Annotated in this window: 14 protein-coding genes; 1 reads left to right on the plus strand and 13 read right to left on the minus strand. The window is 50.3% G+C overall.

What is annotated here, in order from left to right; translation table 11 throughout:
* Window positions 1-154: 154 nt before the first annotated feature.
* From IEY46_RS28975 to IEY46_RS29010, 8 genes are all read right to left on the minus strand, one after another.
* Window positions 155-4258, minus strand: coding sequence for an S-layer homology domain-containing protein (locus tag IEY46_RS28975; protein ID WP_188997721.1), 4104 nt, complete (start codon window positions 4256-4258; stop codon window positions 155-157).
* Window positions 4259-4513: 255 nt separating this feature from the next.
* Window positions 4514-5647, minus strand: coding sequence for a glycosyltransferase family 4 protein (locus IEY46_RS28980; RefSeq protein ID WP_188997723.1), 1134 nt, complete (start codon window positions 5645-5647; stop codon window positions 4514-4516).
* A gap of 242 nt (window positions 5648-5889) precedes the next feature.
* Complete coding sequence (locus tag IEY46_RS28985) at window positions 5890-6663, minus strand: WecB/TagA/CpsF family glycosyltransferase (RefSeq protein WP_188997725.1); 774 nt, start codon at window positions 6661-6663, stop codon at window positions 5890-5892.
* On the minus strand, window positions 6660-7886 hold the full coding sequence (csaB, locus tag IEY46_RS28990; protein WP_188997727.1) for a polysaccharide pyruvyl transferase CsaB: 1227 nt from the start codon (window positions 7884-7886) through the stop codon (window positions 6660-6662). The genes IEY46_RS28985 and csaB overlap by 4 nt, the downstream gene beginning before the upstream one ends.
* A complete protein-coding gene (locus IEY46_RS28995; protein ID WP_188997728.1) occupies window positions 7835-9949 on the minus strand; it encodes a DUF5693 family protein in 2115 nt (704 codons plus the stop codon). The genes csaB and IEY46_RS28995 overlap by 52 nt, the downstream gene beginning before the upstream one ends.
* A 12-nt stretch (window positions 9950-9961) precedes the next feature.
* Window positions 9962-11665: a phospho-sugar mutase gene (locus IEY46_RS29000; protein WP_188997730.1), complete on the minus strand. Its 1704-nt coding sequence runs from the start codon at window positions 11663-11665 to the stop codon at window positions 9962-9964.
* A 79-nt stretch (window positions 11666-11744) separates the two neighbouring features.
* On the minus strand, window positions 11745-12182 hold the full coding sequence (gene fabZ / locus IEY46_RS29005) for a 3-hydroxyacyl-ACP dehydratase FabZ (protein ID WP_188997732.1): 438 nt from the start codon (window positions 12180-12182) through the stop codon (window positions 11745-11747).
* 178 nt (window positions 12183-12360) lie between these two features.
* Entirely contained in the window at window positions 12361-12888 is a 528-nt protein-coding gene (locus IEY46_RS29010) for a CDP-alcohol phosphatidyltransferase family protein (protein WP_188997734.1), read from the minus strand.
* A gap of 449 nt (window positions 12889-13337) precedes the next feature.
* Between IEY46_RS29010 and IEY46_RS29015 the strand changes: the two genes are divergently transcribed.
* A complete protein-coding gene (locus IEY46_RS29015) occupies window positions 13338-15536 on the plus strand; it encodes an Ig-like domain-containing protein (protein WP_229750615.1) in 2199 nt (732 codons plus the stop codon).
* A 152-nt stretch (window positions 15537-15688) separates the two neighbouring features.
* On the opposite strand, the gene IEY46_RS36585 is transcribed toward IEY46_RS29015, so the two are convergent.
* The 5 genes from IEY46_RS36585 to spoIIID form a co-directional block, all read right to left on the minus strand.
* A complete protein-coding gene (locus IEY46_RS36585) occupies window positions 15689-16033 on the minus strand; it encodes a DNA-directed RNA polymerase subunit beta (RefSeq protein WP_229750616.1) in 345 nt (114 codons plus the stop codon).
* A 17-nt stretch (window positions 16034-16050) separates the two neighbouring features.
* The gene (locus IEY46_RS29025) at window positions 16051-16872 is read right to left on the minus strand and encodes a flagellar hook-basal body protein (protein WP_188997738.1); all 822 of its coding nucleotides are present in this window, start codon (window positions 16870-16872) and stop codon (window positions 16051-16053) included.
* Window positions 16873-16908: 36 nt separating this feature from the next.
* The gene (locus IEY46_RS29030; protein ID WP_188997740.1) at window positions 16909-17766 is read right to left on the minus strand and encodes a flagellar hook-basal body protein; all 858 of its coding nucleotides are present in this window, start codon (window positions 17764-17766) and stop codon (window positions 16909-16911) included.
* A gap of 258 nt (window positions 17767-18024) precedes the next feature.
* Window positions 18025-19014 carry a rod shape-determining protein gene (locus IEY46_RS29035; protein WP_188997741.1) on the minus strand — a complete coding sequence of 330 codons (990 nt, stop codon included), beginning with the start codon at window positions 19012-19014 and terminating at the stop codon, window positions 18025-18027.
* A gap of 103 nt (window positions 19015-19117) precedes the next feature.
* Entirely contained in the window at window positions 19118-19405 is a 288-nt protein-coding gene (gene spoIIID, locus IEY46_RS29040; RefSeq protein ID WP_188997743.1) for a sporulation transcriptional regulator SpoIIID, read from the minus strand.
* Window positions 19406-19466 lie beyond the last annotated feature (61 nt).

Here is a 19466-nt window from a genome sequence, read left to right on the forward strand (position 1 = left end):
GCTTACCTGCTTTAGCGCTTTGCCTAGTATAGCCTGTATGGCCGTCTTTCGTCGACATCAAATATTTCCCATAAACCTAGTCATTCTTAACCATTCTCTTGCAGCCTGAAAACAAAAAGATTGCCTGCCGCGCAGGCAATCTTTTTGTTACTGTTTAATTCAGCTTGGGCAGACGTTTCAGATCCACCAGCACCTTACCGATAATAATAGCCGCATCGGAACGCAACAAGCTAGATTTAGGCTCAAATGTGTAGCCTTTCTTTGGATCCTTTATATCAATTGGTGAGCCCTGAATATATCCCTTTTTGGCGATAGCCGAGACAGCGGGCTTGGCATAATAGCTGATACTGGCATAATCTTTAAATTGCTTTTGCAGCGCCTTATCAATCTTATCCGCGTCTGTGTCTAATTTCGTTTCAAGTGCTCTGGACAGGATTACGGCTGCTTCTTCCCTGGTCAAATTAGAAGTCGGATCAAACGTTCTAGGCTGGGTACCGCGGATAAGCCCTTCTCTTGCCGCCGTTTCCACATACCTGAAGTCCCATAACGCATCCGGATTAATCGTCTTTGAAACATCGTCAAAATGAGGTTTGCTCAGTTCATAATTAAGCGGGATCTGCAGAGCTTTAACCAGCATACGGGCGAATTCGGCACGCGAGACATATATATTGGCACCAAACTCATCTGCGCCGACAGGATTCATAATCCCCTTCGCATACATTGCCTCCATATAGTTGCGGGCGTATGGATGACTTGTTATATCCATAAAGGAGTTCACCATTTTGCCGACAACATAATAACCAAACTGATTAAATGGCACCGTAATGGTGTTTTTCTTGGTGTCTACAATCCCACCTATATTGTCCCAGTATTTGTTCTTCGCATCGTAACGGTAAGCCGTAATGATTGTTCCGATGCCTTCAACCATACTTGGATCATACGACAAGGTTAATGATCCCATTTTCGAAGCGATCAGCTCTCTGTTATCTGGCCGTTCGTCATACATCGGCAAAACGGTCCCATAATCACCTTTAGCATTCGGAAATTGATAAGGGTCCACACCCATTGTCTGCGGATCGTATTTCTCCTTCGTCTCCAAGTCGTCAGCCATACCGGCATCCACCCAATAAACAGGGCTGGCTTTTGTAAACCGGGTCGGATACGAGCTTTGGAAACGATAGCCAAAGTTTTGCAAAATCCGGTCAAAGTTTTGTGGGAGCGTCACAAAATCATGACGGTCAACCACGCCATCTTCGGGGTTAGCAATCGCAAACAACAGCTTATGATTGCTGAATACCTGGTTCTTGTACTGTTCCGGGATATTGAAATCTCTACGGATCAGCGTGGTGCCTTTCGGAAACGACAAGGTAAGTGCGCCATCGAATATTTTGTGCGAGTTTTTCATTTCCTGGAGATACTGGGCCCCGGGAATATTGGTTGGAGAATACGTAATGACAAACGAATCGCTTGTTTTGTCACTCTTATTTTCGATGGTGAACGTAATTTTATTGTCTCCTGCTTTTAGACCCTCTACAACGGCGCGGTAGGCAGTGGGATAATCGATTGTCCCATCATTGTCCGCATCATATTTTATTTTTTCGGCAGTCACTTTATTAATAATCACCGTGTCTGCTCCGGGAGCATTGATGATTACCTCGATAAAGTTCTGGTTAACGATTTTTTTGTTAGGCAGCAGCGGGCGAACCAGATCGTAAGGAAGCGCTATAGGATCGACTTCCAGACGGTAGCTGGCCCGGGGACCGGCATAACCGCTGTTGTAAACAAAGAAATTATACACGCTGGAGCTTCCATCCGCGTTCAGCTTTTGTTTGGCAAGCACAAAGCTGAACGATTGCGTCTTAAGATCGTAGCTGACTGTAATGCCCGGTACAGCTCCCTCACCGACACCAGCACCTTTATTAAGGGCTATGGCTGGAACAGAAGGTTTGTCGCTATCGTACACCAGCAGCTCATTATTCAGATTCCACTCCAGAGAATTTGGCAAGTTGGTGCTGTCGATTTTCAAAATGTAATTCTTCTTGTCGAGTCCGAGATCACTCAGCTTAGACTGCACTGCGTCAGCGCTGTTCGTAATGGAGGATGATCCATCGTTGCTTACCGCTCCTCCTAAATCAATAAAATCAAATGTACCAAAGACTTTCATTTCTGTCTTCTTGGTCGTATAAATACTTCCGCTGAGCGGGAAATCCGGATCGTTCGGGAGCGGATCGACATTCTCCACCCCGTATGGGAACAGCCCCATAGAGCCTTCCACAGGAATGACCGGCAGATTGGTTGGAATGATATATATTTTAACTGTCCGGGTGTAAGAACTTTTCTTCCCTTGATATACAAATTTGATGATATTCTCACCAGGCATCAACGCATCTATTGCTTTTTTCGTATTAGCTGGAGCCCCATCGACAATAAAGGTACCGTCAGGTGCTGCAGGTGAGGCAGGTCCGTTTCCCTTAAGCTTTATTTCTGTGTTATTGATGTAGAAAAAAATCGTTTGAGGCTCTCCGACGTTACCGCCAGCAGCAAAGCGGATATCCGCAGGGTCTTTGAAATTCTCCATAGCCCCGGCAAATAAACCAAACTGATTAGCATTGCTGCCGTTAAACAATGCAGACATATAATTTGCCGTGGTCGTATCCACTTCAACTTTCATATTGTCATAGACATTTTTGTAGGAAACATAAGGGCCGACCAGCATGCTCATTTTTGCTGTACCATCCACTGCTCCTGTAGCCGAAGTACTTAAATGGAACTTCAGAGTTTGAGTTCCTTCGTAAGGCGCAGTCATTTTGATCAGGACTCTTCTAAACGAAGTCGATACCCCATTGATATCTTTATTTACTGTGCCTATTGTAGTTGTTAACTCGGACTGGGTAAAGGTCCCCGGCGCCGCAATATTACCTGCAGGGTTAGTGATTTCCGAGACCGTTAACGTTTCAGCGTCGCTATTGCCAATCAATACTTCAACGGCAAACGGCTGGTTATATAAATTTTTACCATCCAGACTCACGCTTTTAATAGCATCATACTGTGCTTGAGTTAGAGCTGATGTAAATCCGGGCAGATAATTTATTTCATAAATGTAAGGTTTTGTGTTGTCTTTTATTTTAAAGGTGTAGCTGACCGAATCCTTTTGGCGGTCGAGCTGCGTACTTTTCTCTTCATTGACGGTTTCCAATGTAACCGTATAATTCGTGTCATACGTTAACGTATTTAAAGGAATCGTAAACGGAAATTCAAAAAACTTATCCGTCGCAGGAGGCTGAGGAATTGGAATGGAGGCATCGACCGACCCGCTTCCTGCACCGGAATAATCAATTTTTATCGTTCCCGTTGGGTCCGGGTGAGGCTTAACTGTCCCATCACCTTCATCATAGCGCTTGTTAGGGACAATGACCTTCCCTGTTATCTTAACGGTGTTCGAATCGGTAAGAATGGTCGAGCTCGACTCCAGTGAACCTTGAACATCACCATCGTCGTTGACCAGATTCACGTCATAGAAGACAGCATCGCCATTATAGAAAACAATGTCTCTATTGGACTCGATCTCCTGATTGTTATTCGAAACCTTCAGCGTGACCTTGTTCTTGCCTTTCTTCAAATTGACCGGAGAGGCGATAAAAGAGTAGTTGTTCGTGCTGTTTACCTGGTATGTCCGGCTGTTCCCGTTGACGATAACGGTTACCTGCGACGAGTTCGGCGCATTGCCTAAAATGCTGATATCGGCAGAACTCCGTCCCCGTGAAGGGGCGGATTGAACAATCGTCGATCCCGATTCGCTAATGGGAAAGCTTTCCCCATCGAGCGCAGCTTCGAGATTATAAAAGAGCGGTCCGTTGTGATAGTTGATATAGATGGAGGAAGTGACCTGACTTCCGCCCTGAAGACCAGTAAAGGTGATTTTATTAAGTCCGGGAAATAATTGAAGGTTAAAAACCTCAATATTAAATCCGCTCGCTATGATGTTTGTTGTTAGATTTTCACGTTTTTCAGCAACCTGATTATTTACCAGCTGATAAATGCTGTAAGTAATCGAAGACGAATTTACGCCGCTAATCGTTCCCTTTAAGGTGACGCGTTCATCAGAAGTCGTTCTCGGAGCAGCTACATCATAGCTCTCCTCAGGGAACAAAAAGTTACTACTTCCAGCCGCTGCACTTGCTTGTCTCTCGCCATAAGGCGTCAGAAGCTGGAGGACAAGCGAGAGCATCAATAGTAAAGCGCTAATTTTCTTACTCACGGTAAGCCTCCTCAAAATTTCCTTTTCAATTCTAAATCTGTATTGTTGTTATCGGCGTTGCCGGCACAAAAGTTTAGACTTTGGAGGCAGTTTGAATTATGGACACATGAAGAAACGGCTGCGCCGTCCTCTGGCGGCGTAGTTAGTTTCTTCCCTAAATTTATAAGCGTGAAACGTATAATTTCTATAAGGCAAAACAAAAAACACCTTCGATTCCCGAAAAGGAATAGAAGGTGCCGATCAGACCAAAATATTCTATTTCGTCCGCGACTGCTCCGTACGCATAATCAGACGCTGAAGGAAATTAATAAGCGGACGCCGGGATTTGTCGACGATGCCAATAAGCTCGGCGCCGATTTGCAGCACGAACACCAGGATGAGAATAACGACGAAGGTGATCCAATTCGCTGCAGCGGATTGCACGATGGTCGATTGAATGATGGCGCAGATTCCGAAAAAGGAAGCAATCGCATAGATAATAAGTACTGTCCGGCGATGGCTGAAGCCCAGCTCGCGGAGGCAATGATGCAGATGCCCTTTGTCAGGGGCAAATATCGGTTTCTTATTGACCCAGCGGCGTACAATAGCGAAGAAGGTATCCGAGAGCGGCACGCCGATTATGAGAAGCGGCGTAACGAAGGAGACCATGGTCACCTGTTTAAAGCCGAGCATCGACAAGGTCGCCAAGGCAAAACCAAGAAACAACGATCCGGTGTCGCCCATAAATATTTTCGCTGGATGGAAATTATAAACAAGAAAGCCTACAACGCCGCCCAACAGCAGCGCGCATAAAAGAATGACAGGCGCAAAGCCCATAATGGCCGCCATAATGAGTATGGTCCCGATCGCGATACCCGATACACCGGCAGCAAGCCCGTCAAGACCGTCAATCAGATTGATGGCATTGGTTACGCCAACGATCCACAGGATCGTTAAAGGTATGCTAATCCATGCGGCAATCGGCTGCATCGACTCGCCAAAAGGAATATTGAGCAGGTCGATCTTGACGCCGAAACCAAGCACAACCACGCAGGCTGCGACGATCTGGCCCAGCAGCTTTACTTTGGCCGACAGCTCGAACCGGTCGTCCAGCATACCAATGACTACAATAATGGAGCCCCCAGCAAGAAGGGCGTTAATAATATTCGTATCATAATGACGAAGCATGCCATCAGGAATGAATGGTTTAATCACGAAATAGGCAAGTACAAAGGCACCAAATATACCTAGTCCGCCAAGGCGGGGCATGATGCGCGTATGAACCTTGCGATGATTAGGCTTGTCTATAGCCCCGATTTTGTAAGCCAATTTAATGACAAACGGGGTAAGCACAAGCGCTAAACAAAGTGATACTGCAAATCCGATTCCATAAAGTATGCCTTCTGCCATTTCCATCTCCCTTTCGTAAAACATAAGCATGTGCGGGTAACATTATGCTTATGTTTGCGGCGAAGAAACATCTATCGTCGTCAAAGCAATACCGTAACGGGATAAAAGCTTTCTCCGTAACTAGTCGGTCCTCGCATGACGTCAACCATTTTTTCTTCGTACCGCCGGAATGAATTATACTCCGATTGAAAAAGAATCGCCACTCCCATTTTCAAGCGATTTTAACGATTAATTCGCTAAATCTAGGCGGGTTTGCGATGTTTTCCGAGGTTTCCTTTGTCTCGCATCACTTTCACGACGAATTTCGGCAGTGCAAACATCCTTCTGTAACGCGATGGCTGCTGCAAAAGCCGGTAAAGCCACTCCAGACGCAGCTTTTGAAAAAGCTTTGGCGCGCGTTTGAGAACGCCTGCTATAACGTCAAAGCTTCCTCCCACCCCCATCATAACCGGAATATGGAGAGCTTCTTTATATTTGGCAATCCAGGGCTCCTGCGTGTCAACGGCTCTCGCAACAAACAACAGATCCGGTGCGCAGTCCCGAATTTCCTTAATAATCGTTTGATCGTCGGCCGGTCCGAAAAATCCATTTCGGTAACCCGCTATCGCAAGTCCAGGGTACTGCTCCTGGATAATACGGGCGGTTTTCTCGATGGTTTCCTGAGAGGTCCCCAGCAGAAACACCCGCCATCCGCGGACTTGGCCTTCTTCAAAAAGCCGATGCATCAGATCAAAGCCAGGCACCCGCTCGGCTACTGGCTGACCGATGTGGGAAGCGGCCCATACGACACCGGTACCGTCGGGCACCACCAGATCCGCTTCCGTCATAACGTTGTGAAACTCGGTTTGTTCCAGGGCCGTCATAACCATAATGGGGTTCCCGGTTATAACTTGTGTCGGTTGACGCTGTTCAATACGTTCTGCAAGCAAATGAACGGTATCCTGCATATTCAGCTTGGAAAAGCGGATTCCGTATAGCGATACTGTCGGCACATTGGCCAAGGCAGACTGGCTCATTTATGGTTGTCACCTCTATTAACTAGACGCAAAAACTCGATTATTTGTTTCGCGGGTCTTCGCGCTTCCTGTTTGAGAAGCGCAATTGCTGAGCCGTGGTCGGCTTGCCAACGCTTGGGATCGTCAAGCAGCTTAATCATGCCGGCGACGAAAGGCGCCGGGTCCAGCTGCTCGGTCGTTCCAATGGGCTGAAGGCCGATCCGCTTGAGAAATTGGTCGATCTTGGGGTCATAAGACAAGCCCATCATCGGAACCGATTGGTTCGCCGCATAAATCAGCGCATGCAGGCGCATGCCCAGCAGCGCATCGCAGCGGCTGACCTCCAGCAGCATCTGCTGCGGATCATCGAGCGCTCCGGCAACCTCGACGCTGCTTCCGCCGGCTGCGAGGTCGCCCATCTGCCGGATTACTTGCTCTGACGCTTCCGCATCCAATGGCGCGTGGAATGGCAGAAACCTCAGCCGCACTGGCCGGCTGAGGGCCAGCGCGCCCAGCGCGACAGCTACGCGCGTCAGGTCGGCGCCGTCCTTGCGCCAGGGGCGCAAGGACACGCCGATCAGCGGCCGGCTCTCCGCCGCCGCTGCAGGCGCAGAGCCCGGGTCCGCAGCTCCGCCAGCGGACCCTGCCCTGGCGCTGCCCGCGCGCAAGTCCGCCGCGCCGGGCAGCGGAAGCCCCATGACCGGATCGGGAACAACCTCGATCCGGTCCTCAGCCACGCCCATCCGCCCCAGCAAGGCGGCGGATTCGGCGTCCCTGACGCTCACGTATGCGCTTTTGCGCATCACGCCGCGGATCAGCCGGTCCATCCACCGGCGGTGCACCGGTCCGATGCCCTGGGCATAAACAAAGACCGGCTTGCCGAGCAGCTGGGCCAGGCGCATAACGCCGGTGTAATACGGGATCGTCTTGGCGCCTGTCGCATCCTGCAGCAGGCTGCCCCCGCCGCTGATCAGACCGTCGCTGCCGCGAAGCGCGCGCAGGACGTCGCCGGGACGCATGCGATGAACGGCTTCCACGCCGTACATCGCTGTGGTCCCTGCCGGATCGTTCGAAAGAACGACCGGGACAATCCGCAGCCCCGCCTTGGCGCCCTCTTCCTCAAGCGCGAACAAAATCGATTTCAATACCGCTTCATCGCCGCTGTTGTGAAAGCCGTAGTAGCCGGAAACAGCTACGCGCCGGATTTGGATCTCATTTTCTCTTGCGCGAGGCGAGGTATCCATCGTTTCCAGACTCCCTCCAGAACCTGCCAGACCGCAATCATGACAAATCCGATAATTGCACCCAGCACCAGACCGAGCAGCACGCGGATAATCGAGATGTAAATCGGTGTATGAATATGGGCAAAGGTATCGACCATCGATAATTGGCCGACTACGCCTACAATAAACAATACCCACGCCGCACGGTAACGAAGCGCAAGGAAAAGACCAAAGAAAAATAACGGATGGGCAAATAAAAACTCTTTATTCCGCGGCCGGACCCCAAAGGTGGACTCCAGCGCATTCCGCAGCAGCCGCTCAAGGCCGGTTGTTTGTCCTTCATTACCGGTGCGGGACAAATAATACATCCCGGCCGCCCCGACTATAGCGGCGACAATAACGCCCAGCACGGTAATTTTCATCGTCAGCAGACGGCGTAAATTTCCGATAACGGAATCACCCGTATAAAGGAACACATAGATGGCGACCAGCGCGATCGGAGCAAGATGGAGCATGCTCACACCGCGGAATTGTTCAATCACCAGCGAATACGTAATATTATTCAATAAACCGATAACATAAGGAATTCCGGCGAAGGAAATCACGGATGTGGTCGCAAATAAAGCCATCGCCATCGTGATCCGCCGTCCGGCACTGATTCCCGGAAAGAGCCATTGGACTTGGCCATGGATCGCCGGCGAATCAGCTGCTCCCCCGACAGGCCGGCGGTTGCCGACTGTATGGGCCCGTACGCGCCGTATTGCCCAAATGACAGCAAGTGTCGGCGCGCTGATCGCGGCACCCAGGGCCAGACCCTGCTCCAGCACCGATTTGGACAACACATACAATCCGGCGCTGCCAATCAGCCCAAGCACATATACCGGTATAGCGACACCCGGCAGGAACGCACTGATCAGCAGCGTGATAAAGGCTACCGCGCCAAGAGCAATCACAACTTTAAGCGGCTTATGCCAGGAAGGCTTTTCATGATCGAAAGCATGAGCGATTCCTGGCTTAAATCCGAGATCGCTAAGCTTCTTGATCGCCCCTTCTTCTTCCTCGTTGCCGGCAATCGCCGTATAGAGGTTGTCCAGCGGATCGGTGATGGCGGACTTGTCCGCACTGCTTACCGGGGCCCCGTTCAGATAAAACATCCGGATGCTACGGTCTTTCGCAGCCAGCTGGAAGCGGTCGGCAATCGCGTCCGACTTCATCGAGAAAGCATCACTATCGGAAAGAGAATACAACCGGTTAACATTATAATGGGTCAAATAAGCAAGTGTATTCATGCCCTTTTGGGGCTTTGAATTTTCAATGGCCGTGATGCCGATGCCGTTCTTGTTGAGAATATCGGCAAAGGTATATAAGCTTTTCATCTCGGCATTGTCGGCAAAGCCTTTGACGGCAGCGCCGTCAAACAGGATACGCTTGACACCAAGCTCTTTATATTCGGCAAACAGCTTCTCAAGCGCTGCCGCATTAAATGGCGTACGGTCGGATAAGCGGGGCAGCAGCTGGAACCCTTCAGCATGCAGCGTCTTTACCGCGAGCGGGTCGGGGTTCATCTGTTTGAGAATGGCATCCTCAAGCGGCGTCTCCAGCATAAGCCCTTCGCGCCCCCCGTATTCCCAAGGCCTTACCGGGATATCCCAGCTGGTAAACGTGCTGGTAATGACATCCCGATAGGCTTCTTCTTCCTGTGGCCCGTTGAACAGAATATAAGTGAAATTCTCATCGCTCTCGGAAGGCTTGCCCACCAAGGCTCCGGCTTGATCGGAGTTGTACAGGGACAGGCGGCCGGCCCAGCGCAGTTCCTGCAGGGAGCTTTCAAACACGGCCATTGTCGTGATTCCCGCTTCTTTCATGAGAACCAGCTGTTCTTTAATATACGACTGCGGTTTTGCTTTATAGGATGCGATTTGAACGAGCGCACGATAGTTGAATATATATTCAACCTGGTTGGAGGTCTTCTCCATCTGCCAGCGGGTTGCCCCCAGCGGCAAAGCCGCGATAATGCCTATTACAACAAGTGCCCATAATAACGTATGCGCCCTGCGATTCCATTGCTGCCACTTTCGATACACACCTTCCACTCCCTATACCTTGTTGTCCACTCTGGCCATAACTGCTTGCGTTAAACGTTGTAGGGCATCTGCTGCTTCTCCCTGGGTGGTTGAGCGCACGGCAAAATACACTTTAATTTTCGGTTCCGTCCCGGAAGGCCGCAGGCAGAACCAAGAGCCGTCCTCCAGCATATATTTCAATACATTTTCACGCGGCAGTCCCTCAATGCCAAGCGAATAATCCAACACTTTGCTGACAGGGATGCCTGCAATATCCGCAGGGGGCGACTGACGCCAGTCATCCATAATGGAAGCAATCTGCTGCACGCCATCGATTCCTTTGAGCGTGCGCGATTCCAGATGCTCCATATAAGTGCCGAACTGCGCATACAGCTCAAGCAAAACATCATAAAGCGTTTTGCCTTTGCTTTTATAGTAAGCAGCCGCTTCGCAAATGTATAAGGATGCGATGACCGCATCTTTATCCCGCGCATACGTGCCGGCCAGATAGCCGTAGCTCTCTTCATAGCCGAACAGGAAGGTGTGTTCTCCGGTTTTTTCGTACTCCGTCATTTTCTCGCCGATGTATTTGAAGCCTGTGAGCGTATTGACAACCCCGGCGCCATAATGGCGGGCAATGTCAGCTCCCATTTCGCTGGTCACGATGGTTTTCACCACAACGCCATTATCCGGCAGCTGTCCGCGCTCCTTCAAGGTACTGAGCAAATAATGGACCATAATGGCTCCGGATTGATTGCCTGTCAGAACCACATATTCGCCTGCGTGGTCGCGGACAACCGCACCCATGCGGTCACAGTCGGGATCGGTGCCGACGATGATGTCAGCGCCTGTCTTGCGGGCCAGCTCAATGGCCAGCGTGAAGGCTTCGCGCTCTTCGGGATTCGGCGATTTGACCGTGCTGAAGTACCCGTCCGGCTGCTCCTGCTGTGCAACGACATGAACGTGGCTGAACCCGGCTTGAGCCAGCACGCGGCGGACAGGCATATTGCCTGCGCCGTGAAGCGGTGTATAAACAACGGAGAAGGTCTCCCCCGCTCCTTGTTTAAGCAGCTCGCTGTTCAGGCTGCACGATACGACGGTATCGATATAGTCCTGGTCCTCTTTGTCTCCCAGCCAATGCAGCAGTCCCCGGGCTTCCGCTTCCTCGCGGCTGATCCGAAGCACCTGGTCGAACCCGGCTACTTGCCGGATCGCGGCAATGACTTGTTCGGCATCCTCGGGAACAAGCTGGCAGCCATCCGGGCCGTAGGCTTTGTAGCCGTTATATTCCGGAGGATTGTGGCTGGCTGTGACAACAATACCGCTTGTCGCGCCAAGCGCACGAACGGCATATGACAGCTGCGGCGTAGGGCGCAATCCGGAAAACAGGTACGCCTTCACACCGTTCCCGGCAAGAACAAGCGCGGCTTCAAGAGCAAATTCCGGCGAGTAATTGCGGGAATCATGGGCAATTACAACAGAGGGACTGCTGCTTTTGGCAAGTGCCCATACAGCCAGGCCCTGCGTCGCTTTCCCCACTGTATAAGCATTCAGGCGATTCGTACCCGCCCCCATAACGCCGCGCAAGCCGCCGGTCCCAAATTCGAGATCGCGGTAGAAACGGTCCTCGATTTCTTTGTCGTTGCCTGCTATAGCCGCAAGCTCTTCCTTGGTTGCAGCATCGATCGCCGCATCGTTTAACCAGGTTTTATAACGTTCATTTGCCGTTTGTTCCATTTCTATTATTCCCTTCTCTCCACATTAAATGAAATGCTCTGTATCCAGCCCTATGTAGTCCATCCAGAATTAGTGTACATTAAGATGCATCAGGGTCTTTAAGGGCAAACATGATCTCGCCTTCAGCTACAACTTTTCCGTCCACCTTGGCGGTAGCCTGACCTTTGCCGATCATGCCTTTGAGCCGCGTGATTTCTACCTCAAGCGTCAACGTATCCCCTGGCGTCACTTGCCCGCGGAAGCGGAAGTTGTCAATGCCGGCGAAGAATCCGATTTTTCCGCGGTTGGCCTCCACCATCAGAATGGCAACCGTGCCTACTTGGGCAAGCGCTTCGACGATAAGAACGCCCGGCATAACCGGATATTGGGGAAAATGGCCGGTGAAGAAAGGCTCATTCATCGTTACATTTTTAATTCCTACAGCTCTTTTGCCTTCTTCCACCTCAAGAATACGGTCAATAAGCAGAAAAGGGGGCCGATGCGGGATAATGTCCATAATTTGTTTAATATCAAGCAAGTTCGAAAAACTCCTTTCGCGATCCATGTTTAAAATCGTTTCAATTGTGCCACAATAAAGTCATCCTTCATGAACTGCAGTCGTGGAGGTTGAGATAAGGGGTTTGGCCAAATGACCCGAAGCGTCAGATGGCCAAGCTCCTTTTTTATGACGCATACAGTCATATCCCCGCAACTTCTTACTCCGCTTTGCTGATCTGCTGATCTTTGTTAAGTCCGACAAACAGGAAAATATAGATAAAGGAAGTAATAAACGAGAAAACGATAACCGCCCATAAATAGGTGGTGGCAAAGGACTGCTCAAAGAAAATAAACATGATAGCCACGTAATAGAGAACCGTTGTCAGCTTGCCCATCCAGTTTGCCGGGACTGTCTTCTTTCCCCGGAAATGAAAGAACGCCGACCCTATGATCATCCCCAGGTCTCTGATGAATATTGCCGCACCCGCGCTCCAGGGAATATGACCGGTAATCAGGAGGGATAAAATGACGGTAATCATCATCGTCTTGTCTGCCAGCGGATCCAGCATGGAGCCCAGAGTGGTCACTTGATTATTCCTGCGGGCCAAGTAGCCATCCAAAATGTCGGTCAATCCGGCGGCGACCAAAACGAAAAATGCCGTAATCATATGTCCCGATGCAAAAATGAAGACGTAAACCGGAATTAACGCAAACCGCAGCAGCGTTAATAGATTAGGCAGATTCAACGTCTGCGCCTCCCCTTGAAAATGCCGATTCCCGGCAAAGTTCCTACAGGCTATTATACCTCTACCCTACCAAAAATAAAACCATCTCGCGCGTACCGGGGCGCCTCTTCCGCAGGTTGACGGGATGGGGGCCCTGAAACTTATTTGGAAATAGTTGGTTTACATCTTCAATTTCAGAGCTCTGCGTCCGTTAAATACATAGTAACGGAAAAAAATCGGTTCTATTAGCTTATGCTTCCAATGTGAGTTTTCTTGTTGCAGAGGAGCACATTCAAGGTAGTACCAGAAAACTCTGTTTATGCTTCCGATGTGAGTTTTCTTGTTGCAGAGGAGCATATTCAAGGTAGTACAAGAAAACTCTGTTTATGCTTCCGATGTGAGTTTTCTTGTTGCAGAGGAGCATATTCAAGGTAGTACAAGAAAACTCTTAGGAGGGAAATTTAATTACAATGATTATGGTTAAGAACATGAAACCGCACCGTCCGGCCCGGGTCTGGTTCGCCGCCTTGTTGGCCTTGTCCCTATGCATGTCCTCAATCTCGGGTATCGCATTTGCCGCCGAGGATACCGTCACCGGCATTCAATTTAATTCCATCCCGTCATCAACCAAGCTTATTGTTGAAGAAGATGCTATCATCCTGGCGTTAAACGCCACCATTCAAGGTTTGACCTCGACCAAGGACGTCACCAGCGACGCCACATGGTCTTCCAGCAATGCGGCAGCAGTCAAAGTGGATAAAGGCATCCTGACAGGACTGTCCAGCGGCAGTGCCACTATCAGTGCTCAATATAAAGGCTTCAAAGTTACGCTCGACGTCACATCGGAATACCGTTACGAATCGATGAAGCTGACCCAAAACGGTCTGGATCCCGGGGACAGCGATGATGTCCTGCTTGGCGAAACACCGGAATATAAATTGTCCGCCGCAAAATCCGGAAACTCGGATACGGACGTAACTTCCAGTGCCACCTGGACCAGCTCCAATACCGCGGTCGCTACCGTAAGCGCAGGCAAGGTTACGCTGGTCGCAGCCGGAGAAGCGACGATAACAGGGAAATTTAAAGGAAAATCGGATGCGATCAAACTGAAGGTAACTTCCCCTTTCAAGTCGATATCGATTTCTCCAAAGACGTTGCTGGAGCTCAAAACCGGTGACCCCGAAACAACGCTCAGCGCTACGGCGGAACCCAAAAGCGGTTCCAGCAAAAACGTAACGGCCGATGCTGCATGGGCCAGCGGAAATGCCTCAATCGTAACGGTCGATAAAGGCGTGGTCAAAGCAATCGGACCGGGCACGACTGCCATTACCGTCAGTTATCTGGGGGTAAGCAGCTCGATCGATGTCGTTGTCCGCCCTGCTTATGAAGCCATGCGGATCACGCCGAAGGAAGACCAGCATCTTCTGCTCAACGGCCAGCCGGTTGCTTTTTCTCTTATTGTCCTGAATGATGAAGAGACCACCATAGATGTCTCCGAGGAGGCCACATGGAAATCAAGCAATCCGTTCGCCGCAACAGTAACTGTAGACACTGCCAATCACACCGTAATGGTTTCACCCAAAGGCATTGGCCGCACGACGATCACAGCAACCTACAAAGGGCTGTCGCAGCAGGCCTCTGTCATTGTATACCCGACCATCACCAGCCTTACGGTCGCCAAAGACACAGCCGATGTTTTCCTGAATGAAGCTGTCGTAATCCCGGCCGTAACAGCCAAGGCCCTCGCAGGCGATAGCGTCGATGTCTCCAGCCTCGTGAGCTGGACCAGCAGCGATGAAACAGTCCTTGCCAAGGAAGACGGCAAATGGGTGGGCAAAAAAGTCGGAACGGCTGTATTGAAGGCTGAAGTTCAGTCCAAGACCGTTTCTGTAACAGTCAGCGTCAACGAGAAACCGCTTGTTCTCATCACCGAACTTCAAAATATTTCAATCGTAGTGGGTAAAGAACTGAAGCTTCCTTCCGTCAAAGTGATCTATGAAAGCGGAATGGAAGAAGATATTTCCGCTAAAATTGCCTGGAAGACGTCTTCACCGAATCTGCTTCTGAAATCGCCCAACATGAAAGGGCTGGTAGTCTCAAACGTTTCGCTCACCGGTACTTATTTGGGTAAAACCCTTACGCTGCCGGTGACCATTGAAGAAGAAATTACGAAGCTGTTCGTTGATGCGACTTATGTCGTGCTTAATCCCGGACGCTCCAAAACGTTTAAAGTAACCGGCATTTACAAGAGCGGCAAATCTGTAAATCTGGCTTCCAAAATCAATTGGACCCTCAATCCCGAAACGCTTGCTACCGTCAAGGGAAGCAACGTTAAGGCACTTGTTGAAGGCTCCGGCAAGCTTGTCGGTACCTATCAGGATAAAACGGTTGAGGTTGTAATAGCCGTAAAGCCAAAGCTGAAAAAGCTGGTCTTGTCGGATAAGTCATTCACGCTTGCCCCGGGAGCATCCGAGACCGTGAAGCTTACCGCGGAGTATGAAGGCGATAAAGTCGTGGACATCACCAAATCGGCTGTCTGGACCACCTCAAGCAGCAAAACTGCTATCGTTACGGGCGGCACGATCAAAGCCATTGCCAAAGGCTCGGCTACCATTAAAGCCGTTTATGAAGGAAAAACCATCACGCTTCGCGTAACCGTAAAGCCTTAAACTGATCAAACAGCCTGCTTGGCGATCGCCCTTAAATGCGATTGGCCAAGCAGGCTGTTTATATGTGACAGGCCCATAATTCCAATTAGATCGCAAAAGCAAAAAAACCTACTCCTTGTCAGCTGCAAGGAAGCAGGTGTGCCCATCCATTATCAGGAATCCGCAAAAATCAAATCATACATATGTTTCCATGTATCCCACATAAACACATCGGAAGAGGGCCGGTGGCCTAGCATCACATATCCGATATACATGCCGCCGAGAATGGCAAGCACGCAAAGTATAGGTACAATGCTTTTCCGCAGGCACCACAACAGCACTCGCAGCATGGGATGGCGTTTGGTTTGAGCAGCTTCGCGGTCCTTGCCCTCTTCTTGCATATCAGGCTGGCTTTTCTCCGGACCTCTGGCAGCTGGATTCTCATTCCTTACAGGCGGCTTCAGCAGGCTGAGTCTTTCCGATTGTGATATACCGTCTGCAATTTTCTTCGTTTCCATGACACTTCACTCATTTCCTAAGCGCGCATGTTGTTCGCAAGTCCCATCATGGTGTCACTTGAGGACAACGCTCTTGAACTTAATTGATAGGCGCGCTGCACGTTAATCAGTTCTGTCATCTCACTGGTTAAATCAACATTGGAGGATTCCAAGAAACCTTGATTAACAGAGATGTCATTATCATTGGTCGCCGTTACGGTACGAAAAGCATCATTGACATTCACTCCGTCCGCAAGAGCAAATAAATTATCCGCAACCGGCGACAACAGGCCTGGCTTAAGCGCTTGGACAAGCTTCAACTGGCCGAGCGGAATTGTTCCGCCTGTACCCAATATTCCTGTTATGGAGCCGTCCTTGTCAATCCGCACCGACTTCGCTTCAGGCGGGATTTCAATTCGTTGATTGCCGGTATCCAGAACGGGATATCCTTCTTTGGTGGTCAGGATATTATTTCCGTTCTGGTCGAACGTCAACTGAAAGGCGCCATTTCTTGTATAAGCCCGGCTTCCCGCATCATCGGCCAGTACCTCGAACATGGCATTGCCTTGTATGGCCACATCATAAGGTTGATCGGTCTGCTGCAGTTTTCCTTGGGAAAGATCCGGCTGTACCATCGTCAGACGCGAGCCCCATCCCTGATTGAAACCCAGAGGCGTCAATCTGCCCGGCTGTGAGAAATCTTTTGGCTGCTGCTTCAACGTTGTGAGCAGATCTTCAAAAGAGCCCTGCTTGCGTTTATATCCGGTCGTATTCACGTTCGCAATATTATCAGCCAGTATGTCCAGCTTCTGCTGCAGCCCGTTCATGGAAACCATCGCATTAATCATTGAACTGTTCATGAGCCGTCTCCTTCGCTATCCAAGCTTATCGAGGTTTTAAATACGTCCGACTTCGTTAGCCGCCTTATCCAGGCTCCGGTCATAAAATTGAATGACCTTCTGATTCGCCTCATAAGCCCGCATCGCCGACATCAGATCCACCATCGATTGCGCGGAGTCGACATTTGACCGTTCGATATATCCTTGACGGACTTCCACGCGGTCACCGGCATTGATGGGACGCGCATTTCCCGCATCGCCGTTCAATACAAACTTTCCGTCGCCGCCGCGCACCAGATCATTGGGATTGTCAATGCGCGTGAGCAGCAGCTGGCCGACATTCGTGCCCGCTGCATTGACAAGCTGGTGCTGGTCATTCAATGTCAGCTGATCGAGCGAGACGCCAGCCGGCAGCTGGATAGGCGCTCCGCCCGTTCCCAGTACCCTGGAACCATCTGCCATCGACAAGTATCCCTGCTCGTCCAGCTTAAACGATCCGTCCCGTGTATAGCGCTGCTCGCCGCCGGCATCCTGCACCGTAAAAAAGGCTTGAGGCTGAAAGGTCAGCTGACCGTCTGGCGAGACATATTTGCCGGATTCATCAAATTGAATGCCCGGAACCTCAATATCGGAAACAATAGCAAAATCAGAGGACTGGTTTGTTTGGGTCAGATCGCCCTGAAGTTGAATCTGCAAGCTCTCTTCGGCGAAAACACCCGTATTTATTTTCCCGATCGGACCGCTCTGGTTCGCTACCCCGGTCAACTGCAGAAGCATTTCCGGAAACGAACGGGTAACGGCATTATTTTGCTTATAACCGGGCGTATTTATGTTTGAAATATTATTTGTTACCGTATCATGACGATGCTGCTGGGCGATCATACCTGCGGCAGCCGAATAAAGACCTCTTAGCATGAAATGGAATCCTCCTGATGCTCTCGCGTGAAAGCTGACTTCGTAAGTATATGCTGTGTTTGCCTAAAGAAACACCTCATATTCGCGAAACAAACACATATACCTATACATCGGCAAAAAAAGGAGCGGGATGAATAGCTGATTCCTATGTCTTTAGGCTCATTTGCACTTCTCGGCACGTCCCCCTCTTGGCGTCCTACCCAAGCGCAAGCCATTAGCCAATCCGTATTCTCCTGTTTATCGAAGCTTTGGACTTTTCTATTTCTTCATGCGGTCCAGATGGTCTAGCAGCAGGCCCGTTCCCTTGACCACACAGTGCATCGGGTCCTCGGCGATAAGAACCGGAACGCGCAGCTCTTCCGCAAGCAGCGTGTCCAGACCGCTGATGAGCGCCCCGCCCCCGGTTAGAATAACGCCGCGATCAATAATGTCAGCCGATAGCTCCGGAGGTGTCCGCTCAAGCACCGATTTGGCTGCCGCTACAATATGGGAGACCGGCTCCCAAAGCGCTTCCCGCACCTCTTCCGAGTGAATCGTAACGGTCAGCGGCAGGCCTGATACCATATCACGTCCGCGAATATCGATTTCCTCCCTGCGGCCGTCCTGATAAACCGTCCCGATCTGAATCTTGATATGCTCGCTTGTCCGTTCGCCAATCAGCAGCTTGTATTTACTCTTGATATATTTCATAATGGCTTCGTCAAACTTGTCCCCGGCAATCTTAATGGAAGAGGCGGTAACGACGTCGCCCATAGATAGAACAGCAACATCCGTCGTTCCGCCGCCAATGTCCACAACCATATTGCCGCTCGGCTGATAAATATCCATCCCTGCGCCGATCGCAGCCGCTTTGGGCTCTTCCTCCAAAAACACATCCCTTGCACCGCTGCGCTCAGCGGCCTCGCGAATTGCTTTTTGCTCCACGGATGTAATATTGGCGGGTGCGCAAATAAGAATTCGCGGGCGGCTATACCAGGAACGGCCGCCCACACGGTCAATAAAAGACTTCAACATAATTTCGGTAATCTCAAAATCGGCGATTACGCCGTCCCGAAGAGGCCGGATGGCGATAATGTTGCCAGGCGTACGTCCCACCATGCGATGCGCTTCTTCTCCTACAGCAAGCACGCGTTTTGTTTCGCTTTCGATCGCGACGACCGAAGGCTCATCCAGGACAATGCCCCTTCCCTTTACATGAATGGACACATTAGCCGTACCCAGATCAATTCCAATGTCCTTGCTAAACATAAGCCTGAAGTCCCCCAGAACGAATAGTAGTCGATGCAATCATCATATCGTACAGTATTCGCTGAATAGAACGAAAATCCTCTATTTTTGTAGAAAAAATCGCTTACGATTTTGCTGCGGCAAGCACTTCGCGTTTGCGTCCGCTGGTTTTCTTATACTTGATTTTCGTCGCCTCTCCTCCCCTTAGGTGCCGGATCGATTTGTGGTATTCCAGGATATGCTTCACCTGGTCCGCCAAATCGGGATTGATTTCCGGTAACCGCTCGGTCAAATCCTTGTGCACCGTGCTTTTCGAGACACCAAACTCTTTGGCGATCGTTCGTACCGTATGCTTTGTCTCGACGATACAACGGCCGATCTTTATGGTCCGTTCCTTGATGTAATCGTGCACGCTCCCGCCTCCCTACTCGAGATAGTTTGGTACATTATATGAGGGGTACGGGTATATATTC

It is taken from the genome of Paenibacillus nasutitermitis, from assembly GCF_014641075.1.
Classification (GTDB): domain Bacteria; phylum Bacillota; class Bacilli; order Paenibacillales; family Paenibacillaceae; genus Paenibacillus_Z; species Paenibacillus_Z nasutitermitis.